The organism is Variovorax saccharolyticus (assembly GCF_030316765.1).
Taxonomy (GTDB): Bacteria; Pseudomonadota; Gammaproteobacteria; order Burkholderiales; family Burkholderiaceae_C; genus Variovorax; species Variovorax saccharolyticus.
The window spans coordinates 49,162-67,875 of the sequence record NZ_JASZYT010000006.1 but is presented as its reverse complement, the minus strand read 5'-3'; the positions used below and the strand labels follow the sequence as shown (position 1 = coordinate 67,875).

The window sequence follows — 18,714 nt, the reverse complement described above, 5'->3', positions numbered from 1 at the left end:
GCAAGGCCGCAGGAACATAGCCCAAGATGGCCACTTCTCAAATCGAAACCGTGAGCACCAACGCGGACAAAGCCAAGCTGGCGATGGCCGTCGTGCTGGCGGTGGGCGCCATCGTGGCGTTCTATCTGCTCGCGCGCCAAGGCGCCGTGGTGCAGTGGATCGCCTTGCTGGTGGGCCTGGCTGCCGCCGTGGGTGCCTTTGCCAGCTCCGAGAGCGGCCGGCAGCTGTGGGCCTTCGGCCGCGATTCGTGGCGCGAGGTCAAGAAGGTCGTCTGGCCGACCCGCAAGGAAACGATCCAGATGACGGCTTACGTGTTCGCCTTCGTGGCGATCATGTCCATCTTCCTTTGGCTCACCGACAAGACGCTCGAATGGGTGTTTTTCGACCTCATTCTGGGCTGGAGAAAATAATGACTGACGAAGCCGTCGAAGCAGAAGCCACGCCGGAAATCAATCCGCTGCTGGCGCCCGCCGCCAACCCGGATCTGCGCTGGTACGTGGTGCACGCCTATTCCGGCATGGAAAAGGCCGTCGAGCGCAACATCCTCGAGCGCATCAACCGCGCCGGCATGCAGAGCAAGTTCGGCCGCATCCTGGTGCCGACCGAAGAGGTGGTCGAGATCAAGAACGGCCAGAAGCGCACCACCGAGCGCCGCTTCTTCCCGGGCTACGTGCTGGTCGAGATGATCATGGACGACGAGAGCTGGCACCTGGTGAAGCACACCAACAAGGTGACCGGTTTCGTCGGTGGCGCCAAGAACCGCCCGGCCCCGATTTCCCAGAAGGAAGTCGAGGACATCGTGAGCCAGATGCAGCAAGGCACCGAGAAGCCCCGCCACAAGGTGGAGTTCATCGTCGGCGAGTTCGTGCGCGTCAAGGAAGGCCCGTTTACGGACTTCAACGGCACGGTCGAGGAAGTCAATTACGAGAAGAGCAAGGTGCGCGTGTCGGTCATGATCTTCGGCCGCGCGACGCCCGTCGAACTCGAATTCGCTCAGGTCGAAAAGACCTGAGGCGAGAGGATAACAAGGCCAGGTGCCCTGGCCTTGTACTTGTGTGGTCTGCGCCCCCTCGACTCGGTGCAGGCTTGAATTGAGAAGAGTCGTTTAACCCCGGGGAGCCCAGGCCCGCAAAAGCCCAGGCGTCATCACCCGCAAGGAGAAAAGCATGGCGAAAAAAATCGTCGGCTTCATCAAGCTGCAAGTGCCAGCTGGTAAGGCCAATCCGTCACCGCCCATCGGTCCCGCTCTGGGCCAGCGCGGTTTGAACATCATGGAATTCTGCAAGGCGTTCAACGCGCAGACCCAAGGCGTCGAGCCGGGCCTGCCGCTGCCGGTGGTCATCACCGCGTTCGCCGACAAGAGCTTCACCTTCATCATCAAGACGCCGCCGGCGATCACCTTGATCAAGAAGGCCATCAAGCTCGAGAAGGGTTCCGCACGTCCGCACACGGACAAGGTCGGCAAGATCACTCGCGCACAGCTCGAGGAAATCGCCAAGGCCAAGATGAAGGACCTGACCGCAGCCGATCTGGACGCGGCAGTTCGCACCATCGCCGGCTCGGCCCGCTCGATGGGCGTGAATGTGGAGGGCGTGTAAATGACCAAGGTCACCAAGAAGCAAAAAGCCCTCGCAGGCAAGGTCGACAGCAACAAGCTGTACCCGCTGGCCGATGCGATCGGTCTCGTGAAGGAGGCCGCCACCGCCAAGTTCGATGAATCCATCGACGTCGCGGTGCAGCTCGGCATCGACGCGAAGAAGTCGGACCAGGTCGTGCGTGGCGCCGTCGTGCTGCCCAACGGCACCGGCAAGACCAAGCGCGTGGCCGTGTTCGCCCAGGGCGCCAAGGCTGAAGAAGCCAAGGCCGCCGGCGCCGACATCGTCGGCATGGACGACCTGGCAGCGATGGTGAAGGCTGGCGACATGCCCTTCGACGTCGTGATCGCCGCACCGGACGCGATGCGCGTGGTCGGTACGCTGGGCCAGATCCTCGGCCCGCGCGGCCTGATGCCCAACCCGAAGGTCGGCACCGTGACGCCCGACGTCGCGACCGCCGTCAAGAACGCCAAGGCTGGCCAGGTCCAGTTCCGCGTCGACAAGGCCGGCATCATTCACGGCACGATCGGCCGTCGTTCGTTCGACACCGACAAGCTGCAGGGCAACCTGGCAGCGCTGGTCGAAGCACTGGTCAAGGCCAAGCCGGCCTCGAGCAAGGGCCTCTACCTGCGCAAGGTGGCTGTGTCCTCGACGATGGGTGTGGGTGTCCGCGTGGACCTGCAGACCATCGCCGCGAGCTGAGAGCGTTGATATGAGATTTGCCTCGCCGGTCGAACGGTGAGGCGGATGTGGTGGGTCGGGGCAGCTTTTCAGGTTGCCTCGAGCCATCCAAGACCGCTGGTGTGCAGGTCGCCTGCACTTAATCACCCGGCCTTTGCCGGGCAGCCAGCGCAGATGGCGACCCCACTGCAAGGAATTTGTGTTTTTGTTCCGAACAGTTGGTCGCTGCATGAAGCGCGATCCGAGGCTCCCGCCCAGGATCGCATTGAAAAGGAGTAGACCTTGAGTCTGAATCGCAGTGAGAAAGAAGCGGTCATCAGTGATGTGACCAGCCTCGCCGCAAAAGCTCAAACGCTCGTGATGGCGGAATACCGTGGCATCACGGTGGCCGATATGACCAAACTGCGTACCGATGCACGCAGCAAGGGTGTGACCCTCAGCGTGTTGAAGAACACGCTGGCACGCCGTGCTGTCGCTGGTAGCGCGTTTGAGATCGTCGGCGACCAGATGACCGGCCCGCTGATCTATGGCTTCTCCGAAGACGCTGTGGCCGCCGCCAAGGTGGTGGCCGATTTCGCGAAGACCAACGACAAGTTGGTGATTCGCGGTGGCGCATTCGGTGGCAAGGCCCTGGACGTCGAAGGCGTGAAGCAACTGGCCAACATCCCTTCCAAGGAAGTGCTGCTGGCGCAATTGCTGGGCTTGATGCAATCCCCGATCTCTCGTACCGCCCGCGTGCTCGCGGCGCTGGCCGAGAAGCGCGGTGGCGGCGAAGCACCGGCGGAAGCTCCCGCCGCAGAAGCGCAGGCCGCCTGAGCCTTGCGTTTGAAACATTCAACCCAATTGTTAGGAAACAAAAATGGCATTCGATAAAGACGCATTTCTGACCGCGCTCGACAGCATGACGGTCCTGGAACTCAACGACCTGGTCAAGGCCATCGAAGAGAAGTTCGGCGTGAGCGCCGCAGCCATGTCGGCTCCCGCAGCCGCCGGTGGCGCCGCTGCTGCAGCGGTCGAAGAGCAAACCGAGTTCAACGTCATGCTGATGGAAGCTGGCGCGAACAAGGTGTCGGCGATCAAGGCCGTGCGCGAAATCACTGGCCTGGGCCTCAAGGAAGCCAAGGACCTGGTCGAAGCCGCTCCCAAGGCCGTCAAGGAAGGCCTGTCGAAGGCTGACGCCGAAGCCGCCAAGAAGAAGCTGGAAGAAGCTGGCGCCAAGGTGGAACTGAAGTAATTCAGTCCCCCTGAAGGGCTGGAGGTGCCGCGAGGCGCCTCCAGCCTTTGCCGCTTTCAGAGCGCACCCAAAAGCCCCCGCAGCAGCGCGGTTTTTTGAGTGTCTTCTGACCCCGACTGCAGAAGACCCCCTTGGTTCGGGCGATGTGCAACGCATCGCCGTCCGCCAGGGCTGGTAGTGGCCAGCCGCCAAGGAGAGTGGTGCTCGCGCACCTCACCACGTCGCTGAAGATCTCAAGCTCCGGAGCTCTCATGGCCCAAACGTCCACGTACAGTTACACCGAACGCAAGCGCATCCGAAAGAATTTCGGTAACCGCGACAGCGTCGTCGAAATCCCCTACCTGCTGCAGATGCAGAAGGACGCCTACACCGCGTTCCTGCAAGCCGGCATCGCGCCCCAGAAACGGACCGTGGAAGGCCTCCAGGCCGCGTTCGACGCAGCGTTCCCTATCGTCTCGCACAACGGTTTCGTCGAGATGAAGTTCCTCGAGTACAACCTCGCGAAACCCGCCTTCGACGTCCGCGAATGCCAGACCCGTGGTCTCACCTTCGCCTCGGCCGTGCGTGCCAAGGTCCAGCTGATCATCTATGACCGCGAGTCGTCGACCTCGCAGTCGAAGGTGGTCAAGGAAGTCAAGGAGCAAGAGGTCTACATGGGCGAAGTGCCGCTCATGACCGACAAGGGCTCGTTCATCATCAACGGCACCGAGCGCGTCATCGTGTCGCAGCTGCACCGTTCGCCGGGCGTGTTCTTCGAGCACGACAAGGGCAAGACCCACAGCTCGGGCAAGCTGCTGTTCTCGGCCCGCGTGATTCCCTACCGCGGCTCGTGGCTCGACTTCGAGTTCGACCCGAAGGACATGCTGTACTTCCGCGTCGACCGTCGCCGCAAGATGCCGGTCACGATCCTGCTGAAGGCCATCGGCCTGAACCCGGAATCGATCCTCGCGAACTTCTTCGTCAACGACAACTTCCGCCTGATGGACAGCGGCGCGCAGATGGAGTTCGTCTCCGAGCGCCTGCGCGGCGAAGTCGCGCGCTTCGACATCACCGACAAGGCCGGCAAGGTCGTGGTCGCCAAGGACAAGCGCGTCACGGCCCGCCACACGCGCGAGCTGGAGCAGTCCGAAACCACGCACATCAGCGTGCCGGAAGACTTCCTGGTCGGCCGTGTCGTGGCCCGCAACATCATCGACCCCGATTCGGGCGAGATCCTGGCCAAGGCCAACGACGAGCTGACCGAAGCGCTGCTGAAGAAGCTGCGCACCGCTGGCGTGCAGGACGTGCAAGCGATCTACACCAACGAACTCGACCAGGGCGCCTACATCTCGCAGACGCTCCGCATCGACGAAACGGTGGACGAATTCGCTGCCCGCGTCGCCATCTACCGCATGATGCGCCCCGGCGAGCCGCCGACGGAAGACGCGGTGCAGGCCTTGTTCCAGCGCCTGTTCTACAACCCCGACACGTACGACCTGTCGCGCGTCGGCCGCATGAAGTTCAACGCCAAGGTCGGCCGCGACGAATCGACCGGCCCGATGGTGCTGACCAACGAGGACATCCTGGCCGTGGTCAAGATCCTGGTCGACCTGCGCAACGGCCGCGGCGAAGTCGATGACATCGACCACCTGGGCAACCGTCGCGTACGTTGCGTCGGCGAACTGGCCGAGAACCAGTACCGCACCGGCCTGGCCCGTATCGAGAAGGCCGTGAAGGAACGTCTGGGTCAAGCGGAGCAAGAGCCGCTGATGCCGCACGACCTGATCAACAGCAAGCCGATCTCGGCCGCCCTGAAGGAATTCTTCGGCGCCTCGCAGCTGTCGCAGTTCATGGACCAGACCAATCCGCTGTCCGAGATCACGCACAAGCGTCGCGTCTCGGCCCTGGGCCCGGGCGGTCTGACCCGCGAACGCGCCGGCTTCGAAGTGCGCGACGTGCACGTCACCCACTACGGCCGCGTGTGCCCGATCGAAACGCCCGAAGGCCCGAACATCGGCCTGATCAACTCGCTGGCCCTGTATGCCCGCCTGAACGAATACGGCTTCATCGAGACGCCGTACCGCCGCGTGGTCGACAGCAAGGTCACGATGGACATCGACTACCTGTCGGCCATCGAGGAAGGCAAGTACGTCATCGCCCAGGCCAATGCGGCCCTGGACAAGGACGGCAAGCTCACTGGCGACCTGGTGTCGGCGCGTGAAACCGGCGAATCGATCCTGGTGAGCGCCGAGCGCGTTCAGTACATGGACGTGTCGCCGGCGCAGATCGTGTCGGTGGCTGCTTCGCTCGTGCCCTTCCTGGAGCACGACGATGCGAACCGCGCGTTGATGGGCGCCAACATGCAGCGTCAGGCCGTGCCTGTGCTGCGCCCCGAAAAGCCGTTCGTCGGTACCGGCATCGAGCGCGTCTCCGCGGTCGACTCGGGCACCGTGGTCACGGCCACCCGCGGCGGTATCGTCGACTACGTCGATGCGACCCGCATCGTGGTTCGCGTCAACGACGCCGAAGCCACGGCCGGTGAAGTCGGCGTCGACATCTACAACCTGATCAAGTATCAGCGTTCGAACCAGAACACGAACATCCATCAGCGTCCGATCGTCAAGCGCGGCGACAAGATCGCCAAGGGCGACGTCGTGGCCGACGGTGCGTCGACCGACCTGGGCGAGCTCGCGCTCGGCCAGAACATGCTGATCGGCTTCATGCCCTGGAACGGCTACAACTTCGAAGACTCGATCCTGATCTCCGAACGCGTGGTCGCCGAAGACCGCTACACCTCGATCCACATCGAGGAACTGGTGGTGATGGCCCGCGACACCAAGCTGGGTGCCGAGGAAATCACGCGCGACATCCCGAACCTGGCCGAGCAGCAGCTCAACCGCCTGGACGAATCCGGGATCATCTACGTCGGCGCCGAAGTGCAGCCGGGCGACACGCTGGTGGGCAAGGTCACGCCGAAGGGCGAGACCACGCTGACGCCTGAAGAGAAGCTGCTGCGCGCGATCTTCGGCGAGAAGGCTTCCGACGTGAAGGACACCTCGCTGCGCGTCGACCAGGGCTCGCAAGGCACCGTCATCGACGTCCAGGTGTTCACCCGCGAAGGCATCACGCGCGACAAGCGCGCCCAGCAGATCATCGACGATGAGCTGAAGCGCTTCCGCCTCGACCTGAACGACCAGCTGCGGATCGTCGAGGCCGACGCCTTCGACCGGATCGAGAAGCTGCTGACCGGCCGTGTCGCCAACGGCGGCCCGAACAAGCTGGCCAAGGGCACCAAGCTCGACAAGGCTTACCTGTCGTCGATCGAGAAGTTCCACTGGTTCGACATCCGCCCGGCGGAAGACGAAGTGGCGACCCAGCTCGAATCGATCAAGAACTCGCTCGAGCAGACCCGCCACAGCTTCGACCTCGCGTTCGAGGAAAAGCGCAAGAAGCTCACGCAGGGCGACGAGCTGCCCGCGGGCGTGCTGAAGATGGTCAAGGTCTACCTGGCCGTCAAGCGCCGCCTGCAGCCCGGCGACAAGATGGCCGGCCGCCACGGCAACAAGGGTGTGGTGTCGAAGATCGTTCCGGTCGAAGACATGCCCCACATGGCCGACGGCACGCCCTGCGACATCTGCCTGAACCCGCTGGGCGTGCCCTCGCGGATGAACGTCGGGCAGGTGCTCGAAGTGCATCTGGGCTGGGCCGGCAAGGGCATCGGCCAGCGCATCGGCGACCTGCTGCAGCAAGAGGCCAAGGTGGCCGAGCTGCGCAAGTTCCTCGAAGAGATGTACAACGGCTCGGGCCGCAAGGAAGACCTCGGCAAGCTGAGCGACTCCGACGTGCTCGAGATGGCGGCCAACCTGTCGAGCGGCGCGACCTTCGCCACGCCGGTGTTCGACGGCGCCTCGGAAGACGAGATCCGCGGCATGCTGAAGCTCGCCTACCCGGACGAGATCGCCAAGCTGAAGGGCCTGACCGATACCCGCACCCAGGCCTACCTGTACGACGGACGCACCGGCGACCAGTTCGAGCGTCCGGTCACCGTCGGCTACATGCACTTCTTGAAGCTGCACCATCTGGTGGACGACAAGATGCACGCCCGCTCGACCGGCCCGTACTCGCTGGTCACGCAGCAACCGCTGGGCGGCAAGGCCCAGTTCGGCGGCCAGCGCTTCGGTGAAATGGAAGTGTGGGCACTGGAAGCCTACGGCGCCGCCTACGTGCTGCAGGAAATGCTCACGGTCAAGTCCGACGACGTGGTGGGCCGTACCAAGGTCTACGAGAGCATCGTCAAGGGCGAACACTCGATCGAAGCCGGCATGCCGGAATCGTTCAACGTGCTGGTCAAGGAAATTCGTTCGCTGGGGCTCGACATCGAGCTCGAGCGTTCTTAATTTGAAAAGGGAAAGAGTCTTATGAAATCGCTACTCGACCTGTTCAAGCAATTCACGCCGGACGAGCATTTCGATGCCATCCGCATCGGCATGGCTTCGCCCGAGAAGATCCGTTCGTGGTCCTTCGGCGAAGTGAAGAAGCCCGAGACGATCAACTACCGCACCTTCAAGCCCGAGCGCGACGGTCTCTTCTGCGCCAAGATCTTCGGCCCGATCAAGGACTACGAGTGCCTGTGCGGCAAGTACAAGCGCCTGAAGCACCGCGGCGTGATCTGCGAGAAGTGCGGCGTCGAAGTCACGCAGACCAAGGTGCGTCGCGAGCGCATGGGTCACATCGACCTGGCCGCGCCCTGCGCCCACATCTGGTTCCTGAAGTCGCTGCCGTCGCGTCTGGGCCTGGTGCTCGACATGACCCTGCGCGACATCGAACGCGTGCTGTACTTCGAAGCCTACGTGATCACCGACCCCGGCATGACCCCGCTGAAGAAGTTCGGCATCATGTCCGAGGACGACTACGACGCGAAGCGCAAGGAATACGGCGATGAGTTCGTCGCCAAGATGGGCGCCGAAGGCATCAAGGACCTGCTCGAAGGCATCGAGATCGACAGCGAGATCGAGAAGCTGCGCGGCGACCTGACCGGCTCCGAAGTCAAGGTCAAGAAGAACTCCAAGCGCCTCAAGGTGCTGGAAGCCTTCCGCAAGTCGGGCATCAAGCCCAACTGGATGGTGCTCGAAGTGCTGCCCGTGCTGCCGCCGGACCTGCGTCCGCTGGTGCCGCTGGACGGCGGCCGCTTCGCGACCTCCGACCTGAACGACCTGTACCGCCGCGTCATCAACCGCAACTCGCGCCTGCGCCGCTTGCTCGAACTGAAGGCGCCGGAAATCATCGCGCGCAACGAGAAGCGGATGCTGCAAGAGGCGGTCGACTCGCTGCTGGACAACGGCCGTCGCGGCAAGGCCATGACGGGCGCCAACAAGCGCGCACTGAAGTCGCTGGCCGACATGATCAAGGGCAAGAGCGGCCGCTTCCGCCAGAATCTGCTGGGCAAGCGCGTCGACTACTCGGGCCGTTCGGTCATCGTGGTGGGCCCGACGCTCAAGCTGCACCAGTGCGGCCTGCCGAAGCTGATGGCGCTCGAGCTGTTCAAGCCCTTCATCTTCTCGCGCCTCGAAGCCATGGGCATCGCGACCACCATCAAGGCGGCCAAGAAGGAAGTGGAATCCGGCACGCCGGTGGTCTGGGACATCCTTGAAGAAGTGATCAAGGAACACCCGGTGATGCTGAACCGTGCGCCTACGCTGCACCGTCTGGGCATCCAGGCCTTCGAACCGATCCTGATCGAAGGCAAGGCGATCCAGCTGCACCCGCTGGTCTGCGCGGCCTTCAACGCCGACTTCGACGGTGACCAGATGGCCGTCCACGTGCCGCTGTCGGTCGAAGCACAGATGGAAGCCCGCACCCTGATGCTGGCCTCCAACAACGTGCTGTTCCCGGCTTCCGGCGAACCGTCGATCGTGCCGTCGCAAGACGTGGTGCTGGGTCTGTACTACACGACCCGCGACCGCATCAACGCCAAGGGCGAAGGCCTGGTCTTCTCCGACATCGGCGAAGTCCAGCGCGCGCTCGACGCCAACGTGGTCGAGCTCACCGCCAAGGTGGCGGTCCGCATCACCGAGTACACCAAGGACAAGGAAACGGGCGAGTTCACGCCGTCGACCTCGCTGGTGGACACGACCGTGGGCCGTGCGCTGCTGTCCGAGATCCTGCCGAAGGGCCTGCCGTTCTCGAACATCAACAAGGCGCTGAAGAAGAAGGAGATCTCCAAGCTCATCAACGTCTCGTTCCGCAAGTGCGGCCTGAAAGAGACCGTCGTGTTCGCCGACAAGCTGCTGCAGAACGGCTTCCGCCTGGCGACCAAGGCCGGTATCTCGATCGCGATCGACGACATGCTGGTGCCCGCTGAAAAGCACGGCATCATCGACCGCTCGGCCAAGGAAGTGAAGGAGATCGAGCAGCAGTACGTCTCCGGTCTCGTGACCTCCGGCGAGCGCTACAACAAGGTGGTCGACATCTGGGGCAAGGCCGGCGACGAAGTGTCGAAGGTCATGATGGCCAAGCTGTCGAAGCAGACCGTCACCGACCGCCACGGCAAGGAAGTCGAGCAGGAGTCGTTCAACTCGATCTACATGATGGCCGACTCGGGCGCTCGCGGTTCCGCCGCGCAGATCCGCCAGGTGGCCGGCATGCGGGGCCTGATGGCCAAGCCGGACGGCTCGATCATCGAGACGCCCATCACGGCGAACTTCCGCGAAGGCCTGAACGTGCTGGAGTACTTCATCTCCACCCACGGTGCCCGAAAGGGTCTGGCCGACACGGCGCTGAAGACCGCGAACTCGGGTTACCTGACGCGCCGCCTGGTCGACGTGACGCAGGATCTGGTCGTGATCGAGCAGGATTGCGGAACCCACGACGGTGCCGTGATGCGCGCGATCGTCGAAGGCGGTGAAGTGATCGAATCGCTGCGCGACCGCATCCTGGGCCGTACCGCGGCCGAGGACGTGCTGCATCCGGAAACGCGTGCGGTGCTGGCCAACGCCGGCGACATGCTCGACGAAGACCTGATCGAATCGCTCGAAGCCGACGGCGTCGACGAAGTCAAGGTGCGCACGGCGCTGACCTGCGCCACGCGCTTCGGCATCTGCGCCAAGTGCTACGGCCGCGACCTCGGCCGCGGCGGCCTGGTCAACAACGGCGAAGCGGTCGGCGTGATCGCCGCCCAGTCGATCGGCGAACCCGGCACGCAGCTGACGATGCGGACCTTCCACATCGGTGGTGCGGCGTCGCGTGCGGCGGTGGCCTCGAGCGTCGAAGCCAAGTCGAACGGTTCGATCGGCTTCAACGCCACGATGCGCTACGTGACCAACAGCAAGGGCGAGCTGGTCGTGATCTCGCGTTCGGGCGAAATCGTCATCCATGACGAGCACGGCCGCGAGCGCGAACGCCACAAGGTGCCGTACGGCGCCATCCTGGCAGTGAAGGCCGACCAGACCATCAAGGCCGGCCACGTGCTCGCCAACTGGGACCCGCTGACCCGCCCGATCATCACGGAATTCGCCGGCAAGACGAAGTTCGAGAACGTCGAGGAAGGCCTCACGGTCGCCAAGCAGGTGGACGAAGTCACCGGCCTGTCGACCCTGGTCGTGATCGACCCGAAGCGCCGCGGCGCTGCCAAGGTCGTGCGTCCGCAAGTGAAGCTGATCGACGCCTCGGGCGCCGAGGTCAAGATCCCCGGCACCGATCACTCGGTGACGATCGGCTTCCCGATCGGCGCGCTGGTGCAGGTGCGTGACGGCCAGGACGTGGGCCCCGGCGAAGTGCTGGCGCGGATTCCGGTCGAAGGCCAGAAGACCCGCGACATCACCGGCGGTCTGCCGCGCGTGGCCGAGCTGTTCGAAGCCCGTTCGCCGAAGGACAAGGGCATGCTGGCCGAGATGACCGGTACCGTGTCGTTCGGCAAGGAGACCAAGGGCAAGATCCGCCTGCAGATCACCGACCCCGAAGGCACCGTCTGGGAAGACCTCGTGCCGAAGGAAAAGAACATCCTGGTGCACGAAGGCCAGGTGGTGAACAAGGGCGAGAGCGTGGTCGACGGTCCGGCGGACCCGCAGGACATCCTTCGTCTGCTGGGTTCGGAAGAACTGGCGCGCTACATCGTGGACGAAGTGCAGGACGTGTACCGCTTGCAAGGCGTGAAGATCAACGACAAGCACATCGAGGTGATCGTTCGCCAGATGCTGCGCCGGGTCGTGGTCGAGAACGTCGGCGACACCAACTACATCGCCGGTGAACAGGTCGAACGCAGCGAGATGCTCAACACCAACGACGCCCTGCGCGCCGCTGGCAAGATCCCCGCCACGTTCACCAACCTGCTGCTGGGTATCACGAAGGCATCGCTCTCGACCGACAGCTTCATCAGCGCCGCATCGTTCCAGGAAACGACGCGCGTGCTGACCGAAGCCGCGATCATGGGCAAGCGCGACGAACTGCGCGGCCTGAAGGAAAACGTCATCGTCGGCCGCCTGATTCCCGCGGGCACCGGCATGGCGTACCACCAGGCACGCAAGGTCAAGGACGCGATGGACGAGGCCGAGCGCCGCGCGATCGCCGAGTCGGAAGCGGCCGAGCTGGCCGGTGCCGGCAGCACGACCGAGGAAGCCACCACGACCACGGTCGATGCCAGCGAAGGTGCAGCCAGCGAATAACTGGTTAGCATTCCGGCCATGACCGGATTGCAAAGCCCCCTTTCCGCCTGCGGATCGGGGGCTTTTTCATTGAGGCCCGCGCGATGAGCGGAATGCCCGATTCACTGCCGTTCTGGATCGGCGGCGCTCTCGCGCTGTTCTGGTTCGTCGGTGCCTACAACCGGCTGGTGCGGCTGCGCTCGCTCGCCTTGCAGGCCTATGCAACGCTCGACGCCGCGCTGGTGCGGCAGCTGGAGTTCGTGCTGGCGCGCGCGGCGGAGGCCGACACGGCTGCGCCGGCATCCGTGGAGCCACACGCTGGCGTGTCGTTGCGGGCCGCGGCCGGCCAGCTCGCGACCTTGCTGGCCGCCACGCGGCTGCGGCCGCTCGACCCGGCCGGGATCGCGGCACTGGCCACCGCGCTGCATGTGCTGCTGGCCGCCTGGCAGCATCTGCACCCGGAGGCGGTCGTCAGCTTCGAGGCGGACGGCACGCTGTCGCGGCCGGTGCCCCTCAACGGCGTCGACGAGCCGGGGCCGGACAGCACGCCGATCGCCTGGCCCGAGCCCTCCGCGGCGGCCGAGATCGCTCGCAGCCAGTTCAATCTGGCGGTGGCGCAGTACAACGCGGCGATCGGCCAGTTTCCTGCCCTGCTGGTGGCCTGGATCATGCAGCTGCGTCCGGCGGCCCCGCTGCGCTGACCCGGCGCGCCTGCCGCCTTTCCTTTTCCAGCGCCGTTACCATCGACCCAAGTTGTCAGATCCTTCAGATTCCCTTTCAGATTCGCCGCAGACCTCGCCGCCCTTGTGGCGCCAGTTGCAGCTCACCGCCTCGGCGCTCGCATCGATCCGTGGCGGCGTGTCGGGCTCGGTCGCCTTCGAGGCCGTCGAGCCGGGCCTCCGGCCCGGTGTGCAGGCGCTCGGCTTCCAGGTGCTGCGCTGGCTCGGCCGGGCCGAGGCGCTGCGCCGCCAACTGGCCAAGCGCACCCCGCCCCCGGCTGCCGATGCCCTGCTTTGCACGGCGCTGGCGCTGGCCTGGGACGCGGATCGCTCGCCCTACGAGCCCTTCACGCTGGTCGACCAGGCGGTCGAGGCCGCCAAGCGCAATCCGGCCACCCGGGCCCAGGCCAGCTTCATCAATGCCTGCCTGCGGCGCTTCCTGCGGGAACGTGACGAACTGGTCGCGATCACCGAGCGCGAACCGGTCGCGCAGTGGAACCATCCGCGCTGGTGGATCGAGCGGCTCAGGCGCCAGCATCCGCGCGACTGGCAGCGCGTGCTGACGGCCGACAACAACCAGGCGCCCATGACCCTGCGCGTCAACCTGCGCAAGACCGGCGTCGCCGCGTTTCGGCAGGGCCTGGCGGCCGCCGGCCTGCAGTCGCTGCCGGTTGGCGCCAGCGGCCTGCAGCTCGAGCGGGCCCGCCCGGTGGCCCAGATCCCCGGCTTCGCCCAAGGCGAATGCTCGGTGCAGGATGCGGCCGCGCAGATCGCGGCCCCTTTGCTGCTCTCCGGGCTGGCCCCGCGGCAAGGCGCGCCGCTGCGGCTGTTGGATGCCTGTGCGGCGCCGGGCGGCAAGACGGCGCACCTGCTCGAGGCCGCCGGCAGCGTGGCGATAGAGGTCACTGCGCTGGAGGTCGACGCCGCCCGCAGCCGGCGTATCGACGAGACGCTGTCCAGGCTCGGCCTGGCCGCCAAGGTCCTCGTCGCCGACGCCTCGCGGCCGTCCGACTGGTGGGATGGCCAGGCCTTCGACGCCATCCTGCTTGACGCCCCTTGCACCGCTTCGGGCATCGTGCGCCGCCATCCCGACGTGCGCTGGCTGCGGCGCGAAAGCGACATCGAGCAACTGGCGCTCCAGCAGGCGATGTTGCTCGCCGCCCTCTGGCCGCTGGTGCGGCCGGGCGGCCGCCTGCTCTATTGCACCTGTTCGGTGTTTTTGGAGGAGGGCGCGCACCAGATCGGGGCGTTCCTTGAACACAACACCGACGGCCGTTTGCTGCCTTCGCCGGGGCATTTGCTACCCCAAAGCGGGGTGAATGCGCGCGGTGTCCCGGACAATGCCTTGGGTGATCACGACGGTTTCTTCTACGCGCTGCTCGAGAAGCTGCCACGCTGAAAGGCGCTGGCCGGCTCGGCTGGCCGCGTTCCTGATGCTCGTCTGGGCGCTGTCGGCATGGCTGCCGGGCGCTGCCCTAGCGGATTCGCGCAGCCCCGCGATCACCCAGCTGCGGCTCGAGCAGGCGGACGACGGCGTCTACCTCACGGCCCAGGTGCAGTTCGAACTGCCGGGCGTGGTCGAGGAAGTGCTCGAGAAGGGGATCGCGATCTATTTCGTCGCCGAGGCCGAGGTGTACCGGGAACGCTGGTACTGGACCGATCTCAAAGTAGCCCAGGCGGCACGCTACATGCGGCTCGCCTACCAGCCCCTGACCCGCCGATGGCGTCTCAACGTGTCTCCCGTTCCCATCACCAATTCCGGCTTCGGCGTCTCGCTGAACCAGAACTTCGACACCCTCGCCGATGCCCTCGAGGCCATCAGCCGGGTCGGCCGGCTGCGGCTGGGCGAGGTGGCCGACATCGGTGACGACGCCACCCATCCGGTGAGCTTCCGCTTCCGGCTCGACACCTCGCAGCTGCCGCGTCCGTTCCAGATCGGCGCGGTCGGCCAGAGCGACTGGAACATCGCGATCGAGAAGAGCGCCCGGCTTCCCCTGGAGAAGGCGAAGTGAGCACCGACCCGCGGGTTGCGCCGCGGGCGTCGCCGGCGGCGCGGCGTTCGCGCGCCATCCGCTGGGCCATCGGTGTGGTGGCCGCCCTGGTCACGGCGATCGGCCTGGTGCTGATGTTCCTGCTGGCGCAGGCGACCAACAACCGGGCTCTCTACGAGCGCAACTACGCCCGCCTGTTCGGCATCAACGTGGTGGTGGCGACGGTGCTGGTGATCGTCATCGGCTGGGTCGCCTTCCGCCTGCTGCGGCGCTTGCGGCAGGGCAAGTTCGGCAGCCGGCTGCTGATCAACCTGGCGATGATCTTCGCGCTGGTCGGCGTGGTGCCGGGCCTGCTGGTGTACGTGGTCTCCTACCAGTTCGTCGCTCGCTCGATCGAGAGCTGGTTCGACGTCAAGGTCGAAGGGGCGCTCGACGCCGGCCTGAACCTGGGGCGCGCCACGCTCGACTCGCTGGCCGACGACCTCGCGAGCAAGACACGCACCGCCAGCGCGCAGCTGGCCAACGTGCCGGACACGCGCGCCGGGCTGGTGCTGGAGCGCATCCGCGACCAGCTGGGCGCCACCGACGTCATCCTCTGGACCGGCAGCGGCCAGCTGGTGGCCAGCGCGGGCGCGTCGCGCTTCCAGCTCAGCCCCGAACGCCCGAGCCAGCAGCAGCTGCGCCAGGTGCGGGCAGACCGCGCGATCGCACACATCGAGGGCCTGGACGAGACGCCGAACCCCGGCGCGCCGGCACCGGTCGCCAGCGTCAGGGCGTTGGCCCTGGTGCAGAGCCAGGGCTTCGAGTTCAACACCGAGCCGCGCTTCCTGCAGGTCACCCAGCCGTTGCCGCCGGCCGTGGTGAGCAACGCCCTGGCCGTGCAGGAGGCCAACCGCGAGTACCAGGAGCGGGCGCTGGCGCGCGAGGGCCTGCGCCGCATGTACATCGGCACGCTGACGCTGACCCTGTTCCTGGCGGTTTTCGGGGCCGTGCTGCTGGCCGTGCTGTTCGGCACCCAACTGGCCCGGCCGCTGCTGGTGCTGGCCGACGGCGTGCGCCAGGTGGCCGGCGGCGACCTGCGGCCCACCGCGGTGCTGCAGGGGCGCGATGAGCTCGGCGGCCTCACGCGCTCCTTCGCGATGATGACGCAGCAGCTGGCCGATGCGCGCGGCGCGGTCGAGAAGACCATGGGCGAGCTCGATGCCGCCCGCTCGAACCTGCAGACCATCCTCGACAACCTGACCTCCGGCGTGATCGTGCTGGACGCCCGCGGCTTCATCCGCTCGACCAATCCGGGCGCGACGCGGGTGCTGCGGGCGCCGCTGGCCGCCTTCGAAGGCCAGCAGCTGTCCGAGGTGCCGGGGCTGGCCGAGTTCGCGCAGAACGTCCAGCAGCAGTTCGACGACTTCGAGGTCGAGCGGCTCCAGCACGGCCTCGACCACTGGCAGCACGCCTTCGAGTTGCACGCCGGCGGCGACGCCATGGGGCAGGACGCGATCAACATCGTGGCCCGGGGGGCCGAACTGCCCGGCGCCGAGCGGCTGCTGGTGTTCGACGACATCTCCGAGATCGTCTCGGCCCAGCGGGCGCAGGCCTGGGGCGAGGTCGCGCGCCGGCTGGCGCACGAGATCAAGAATCCGCTGACGCCGATCCAGCTCTCGGCCGAGCGGCTCGAGATGAAGCTGTCGGGCAAGGTGGCCCAGCCCGAGCAGGCGATCCTCACCAAATCGGTCAAGACCATCGTCGACCAGGTCGATGCGATGAAGCGGCTGGTGAACGAATTCCGCGACTACGCGCGGCTGCCTGCGGCCGAGCTCCGGCCGCTCGACCTGAATGGTCTGATCCTGGACGTGCTGCATCTCTATCCGGCCGAGAACGCGCGCGTGGCGCTGCGGCCCGAGTTCGACGAGCGCTGCCCGCCGATCCGCGGCGACGAGCAGCAGATCCGGCAGGTCATTCACAACCTGTTGCAGAACGCGCAGGATGCGGCCGAGGCCAACGCCGGGCGCACCGGCCAGGCGGCCGAGGTCGTGATCCGCACGCGCCTGTCCGAATCCGGCCAGCGGGTGCGCCTCACGGTCCAGGACAGCGGACCTGGCTTCGCCGAGAACATCCTCAAACGGGCCTTCGAACCCTACGTGACGACCAAGGCCAAGGGCACCGGGCTGGGCCTGGCGGTGGTCAAGAAGATCGCCGACGAGCACGGCGCACGGATCGAACTTTCCAACCGCATGGCCGATGGGGCTGTGGCTGGTGCACAAGTCTCGTTATCATTCGCGATTGCAGCGCAGCCGCAGGTAGCGGCCGCTCACACCGAAGATTCGAAGTCATCCATCACCTGAGCGCTCGCGGCGCGCGGCAGTGGACCGTCAAACGGACCGATCACTCTAACTACAACGCGCACAACTCAAGCACACATGGCAAACATCCTCGTGGTCGACGACGAGCTGGGCATCCGGGACCTGCTCTTCGAAATTCTCAATGACGAAGGCCATAACGTGGAACTCGCCGAGAACGCGGCCGAGGCCCGTGCCGCGCGACAGCGGGCCCGTCCCGACCTGGTCCTGCTCGACATCTGGATGCCCGACACCGACGGCGTGACCTTGCTCAAGGAGTGGTCGGCGGCCGGCCTGCTGAGCATGCCGGTGGTCATGATGAGCGGCCATGCGACCATCGACACCGCGGTCGATGCGACGCGCATCGGCGCCTTCGCCTTTCTCGAGAAACCCATCACGCTTCAGAAGCTGCTGAAGGCGGTCGAGCAGGGACTGGCCCGCGAAAGCGCCCGCCGCGCGGCCGCCAGCGTGGTCCCGCCTGCGAGCAGCTTTGCTGCAGTCGTGACCACGGTCGGCGACACCAGCCTGGTGCCGGCGGCACCGATCATGCCGGCGGCCGACCTCGGCCCGCAATCGACCCAGAGCTTCGACCTCGACCGCCCGCTGCGCGATGCACGCGACGGCTTCGAGAAGGCGTACTTCGAGTTCCACCTGGCGATGGAGAACGGTTCGATGACCCGAGTGGCCGAGAAGACCGGCCTCGAGCGCACCCATCTGTACAGAAAACTCAAGCAACTTGGCGTCGATCTTTCCAGAGGGCGCAGAAGCGCTGTATAATCGCAGGCTGCACACCTTGGCCCGGTAGCTCAGTTGGTAGAGCAGCGGATTGAAAATCCGCGTGTCGGTGGTTCGATTCCGCCCCAGGCCACCATATTTCACAAGGCGCTACAACTTTCAAAGTTGTAGCGCCTTTGTCGTTTTATTCCCGTCGTGGGAATTCGTCTATTTCGCGGCATGCAAGCAATGATCGTGATGGTGCGGCGAAATCTCTGATTGATTTGGCTCCCTGCTGGATGTAGATTCAGTGCGGTGGCTGTGGATAACCTTGTGGGCAGCCGGTTTACAACTTGCCAAGAGGAGATCACATGAACGGTTTCGGAAGTCGCTATGACGGTTGACCTCCAGACGGAGTTTCAGACCTATTGCGCACGGTTGCCTGAGATGCTGACAAAGCATGACGGCCAGTTTGTGGTTATTCGAGGCGCTGACCCAGTTCACTACGCGAGAACCTACGAGGGCGCGCTCGACTGGGCATATCAAAAATTCGGACTTGAGCGATTCTTCGTCAAGAAGGTGACCGAGGATCTTGCTGCCGCTCATTTCACTCGCGATCTAGGCTAGTGCCGGCTATCCGAGGTCCATTCGGCGCCCGTGGGCCTATCGTGGACGTCCAGGTCGGTCTGAGCGAGCCGCTCCAGAAATGGATGATGTCCCAAGGGATGAACATCCCTCCACCGATTACCGTGCAGATGTTGATAGACACGGGGGCGGATACCACAACCGTCGCAGAGATACACATGCGATCGTTGAACATCCCCGT

At 65.2% G+C, this 18,714-nt stretch carries 14 protein-coding genes and 1 tRNA gene; all 15 read left to right on the top strand.

Annotated elements, in window-relative coordinates:
* Nucleotides 1–26: 26 nt before the first annotated feature.
* The 15 genes from secE (at nt 27) to QTI45_RS18750 (ending at nt 18,515) form a co-directional block, all read left to right on the top strand.
* Complete coding sequence (gene secE / locus QTI45_RS18820) at nt 27–410, top strand: preprotein translocase subunit SecE (RefSeq protein WP_286371964.1); 384 nt, start codon at nt 27–29, stop codon at nt 408–410.
* Nucleotides 410–1,012 carry a transcription termination/antitermination protein NusG gene (gene nusG, locus QTI45_RS18815; RefSeq protein ID WP_286371963.1) on the top strand — a complete coding sequence of 201 codons (603 nt, stop codon included), beginning with the start codon at nt 410–412 and terminating at the stop codon, nt 1,010–1,012. Before secE ends, nusG begins: the two co-directional genes overlap by 1 nt.
* 154 nt (nt 1,013–1,166) lie before the next feature.
* Complete coding sequence (gene rplK / locus QTI45_RS18810) at nt 1,167–1,598, top strand: 50S ribosomal protein L11 (protein ID WP_007831051.1); 432 nt, start codon at nt 1,167–1,169, stop codon at nt 1,596–1,598.
* Complete coding sequence (gene rplA / locus QTI45_RS18805) at nt 1,599–2,297, top strand: 50S ribosomal protein L1 (RefSeq protein ID WP_286371962.1); 699 nt, start codon at nt 1,599–1,601, stop codon at nt 2,295–2,297.
* 261 nt (nt 2,298–2,558) lie between these two features.
* The gene (gene rplJ, locus QTI45_RS18800) at nt 2,559–3,092 is read left to right on the top strand and encodes a 50S ribosomal protein L10 (protein WP_286371961.1); all 534 of its coding nucleotides are present in this window, start codon (nt 2,559–2,561) and stop codon (nt 3,090–3,092) included.
* A 43-nt stretch (nt 3,093–3,135) separates the two neighbouring features.
* Nucleotides 3,136–3,510, top strand: coding sequence for a 50S ribosomal protein L7/L12 (gene rplL / locus QTI45_RS18795; RefSeq protein ID WP_286371960.1), 375 nt, complete (start codon nt 3,136–3,138; stop codon nt 3,508–3,510).
* 251 nt (nt 3,511–3,761) lie between these two features.
* A complete protein-coding gene (gene rpoB / locus QTI45_RS18790) occupies nt 3,762–7,886 on the top strand; it encodes a DNA-directed RNA polymerase subunit beta (protein ID WP_286371959.1) in 4,125 nt (1,374 codons plus the stop codon).
* A gap of 21 nt (nt 7,887–7,907) precedes the next feature.
* A complete protein-coding gene (gene rpoC, locus QTI45_RS18785) occupies nt 7,908–12,149 on the top strand; it encodes a DNA-directed RNA polymerase subunit beta' (RefSeq protein ID WP_286371958.1) in 4,242 nt (1,413 codons plus the stop codon).
* Nucleotides 12,150–12,241: 92 nt separating this feature from the next.
* Nucleotides 12,242–12,829 (top strand): LemA family protein, encoded by a 588-nt coding sequence (locus tag QTI45_RS18780; protein ID WP_286371957.1) that lies wholly within the window; start codon nt 12,242–12,244, stop codon nt 12,827–12,829.
* 52 nt (nt 12,830–12,881) lie between these two features.
* A complete protein-coding gene (rsmB, locus tag QTI45_RS18775; RefSeq protein ID WP_286371956.1) occupies nt 12,882–14,246 on the top strand; it encodes a 16S rRNA (cytosine(967)-C(5))-methyltransferase RsmB in 1,365 nt (454 codons plus the stop codon).
* Nucleotides 14,247–14,280: 34 nt separating this feature from the next.
* Nucleotides 14,281–14,859, top strand: a complete 579-nt coding sequence (locus QTI45_RS18770) for a DUF4390 domain-containing protein (protein WP_286371955.1) — start codon at nt 14,281–14,283, stop codon at nt 14,857–14,859.
* Nucleotides 14,856–17,180: a sensor histidine kinase gene (locus QTI45_RS18765; protein ID WP_286371954.1), complete on the top strand. Its 2,325-nt coding sequence runs from the start codon at nt 14,856–14,858 to the stop codon at nt 17,178–17,180. Before QTI45_RS18770 ends, QTI45_RS18765 begins: the two co-directional genes overlap by 4 nt.
* A gap of 75 nt (nt 17,181–17,255) precedes the next feature.
* Nucleotides 17,256–17,951, top strand: coding sequence for a response regulator (locus tag QTI45_RS18760; protein WP_286371953.1), 696 nt, complete (start codon nt 17,256–17,258; stop codon nt 17,949–17,951).
* A gap of 18 nt (nt 17,952–17,969) precedes the next feature.
* Nucleotides 17,970–18,045 (top strand) — tRNA-Phe (locus QTI45_RS18755).
* Between the two features lie 236 nt (nt 18,046–18,281).
* Nucleotides 18,282–18,515, top strand: a complete 234-nt coding sequence (locus QTI45_RS18750; RefSeq protein ID WP_286371952.1) for a hypothetical protein — start codon at nt 18,282–18,284, stop codon at nt 18,513–18,515.
* Nucleotides 18,516–18,714: the final 199 nt, after the last annotated feature.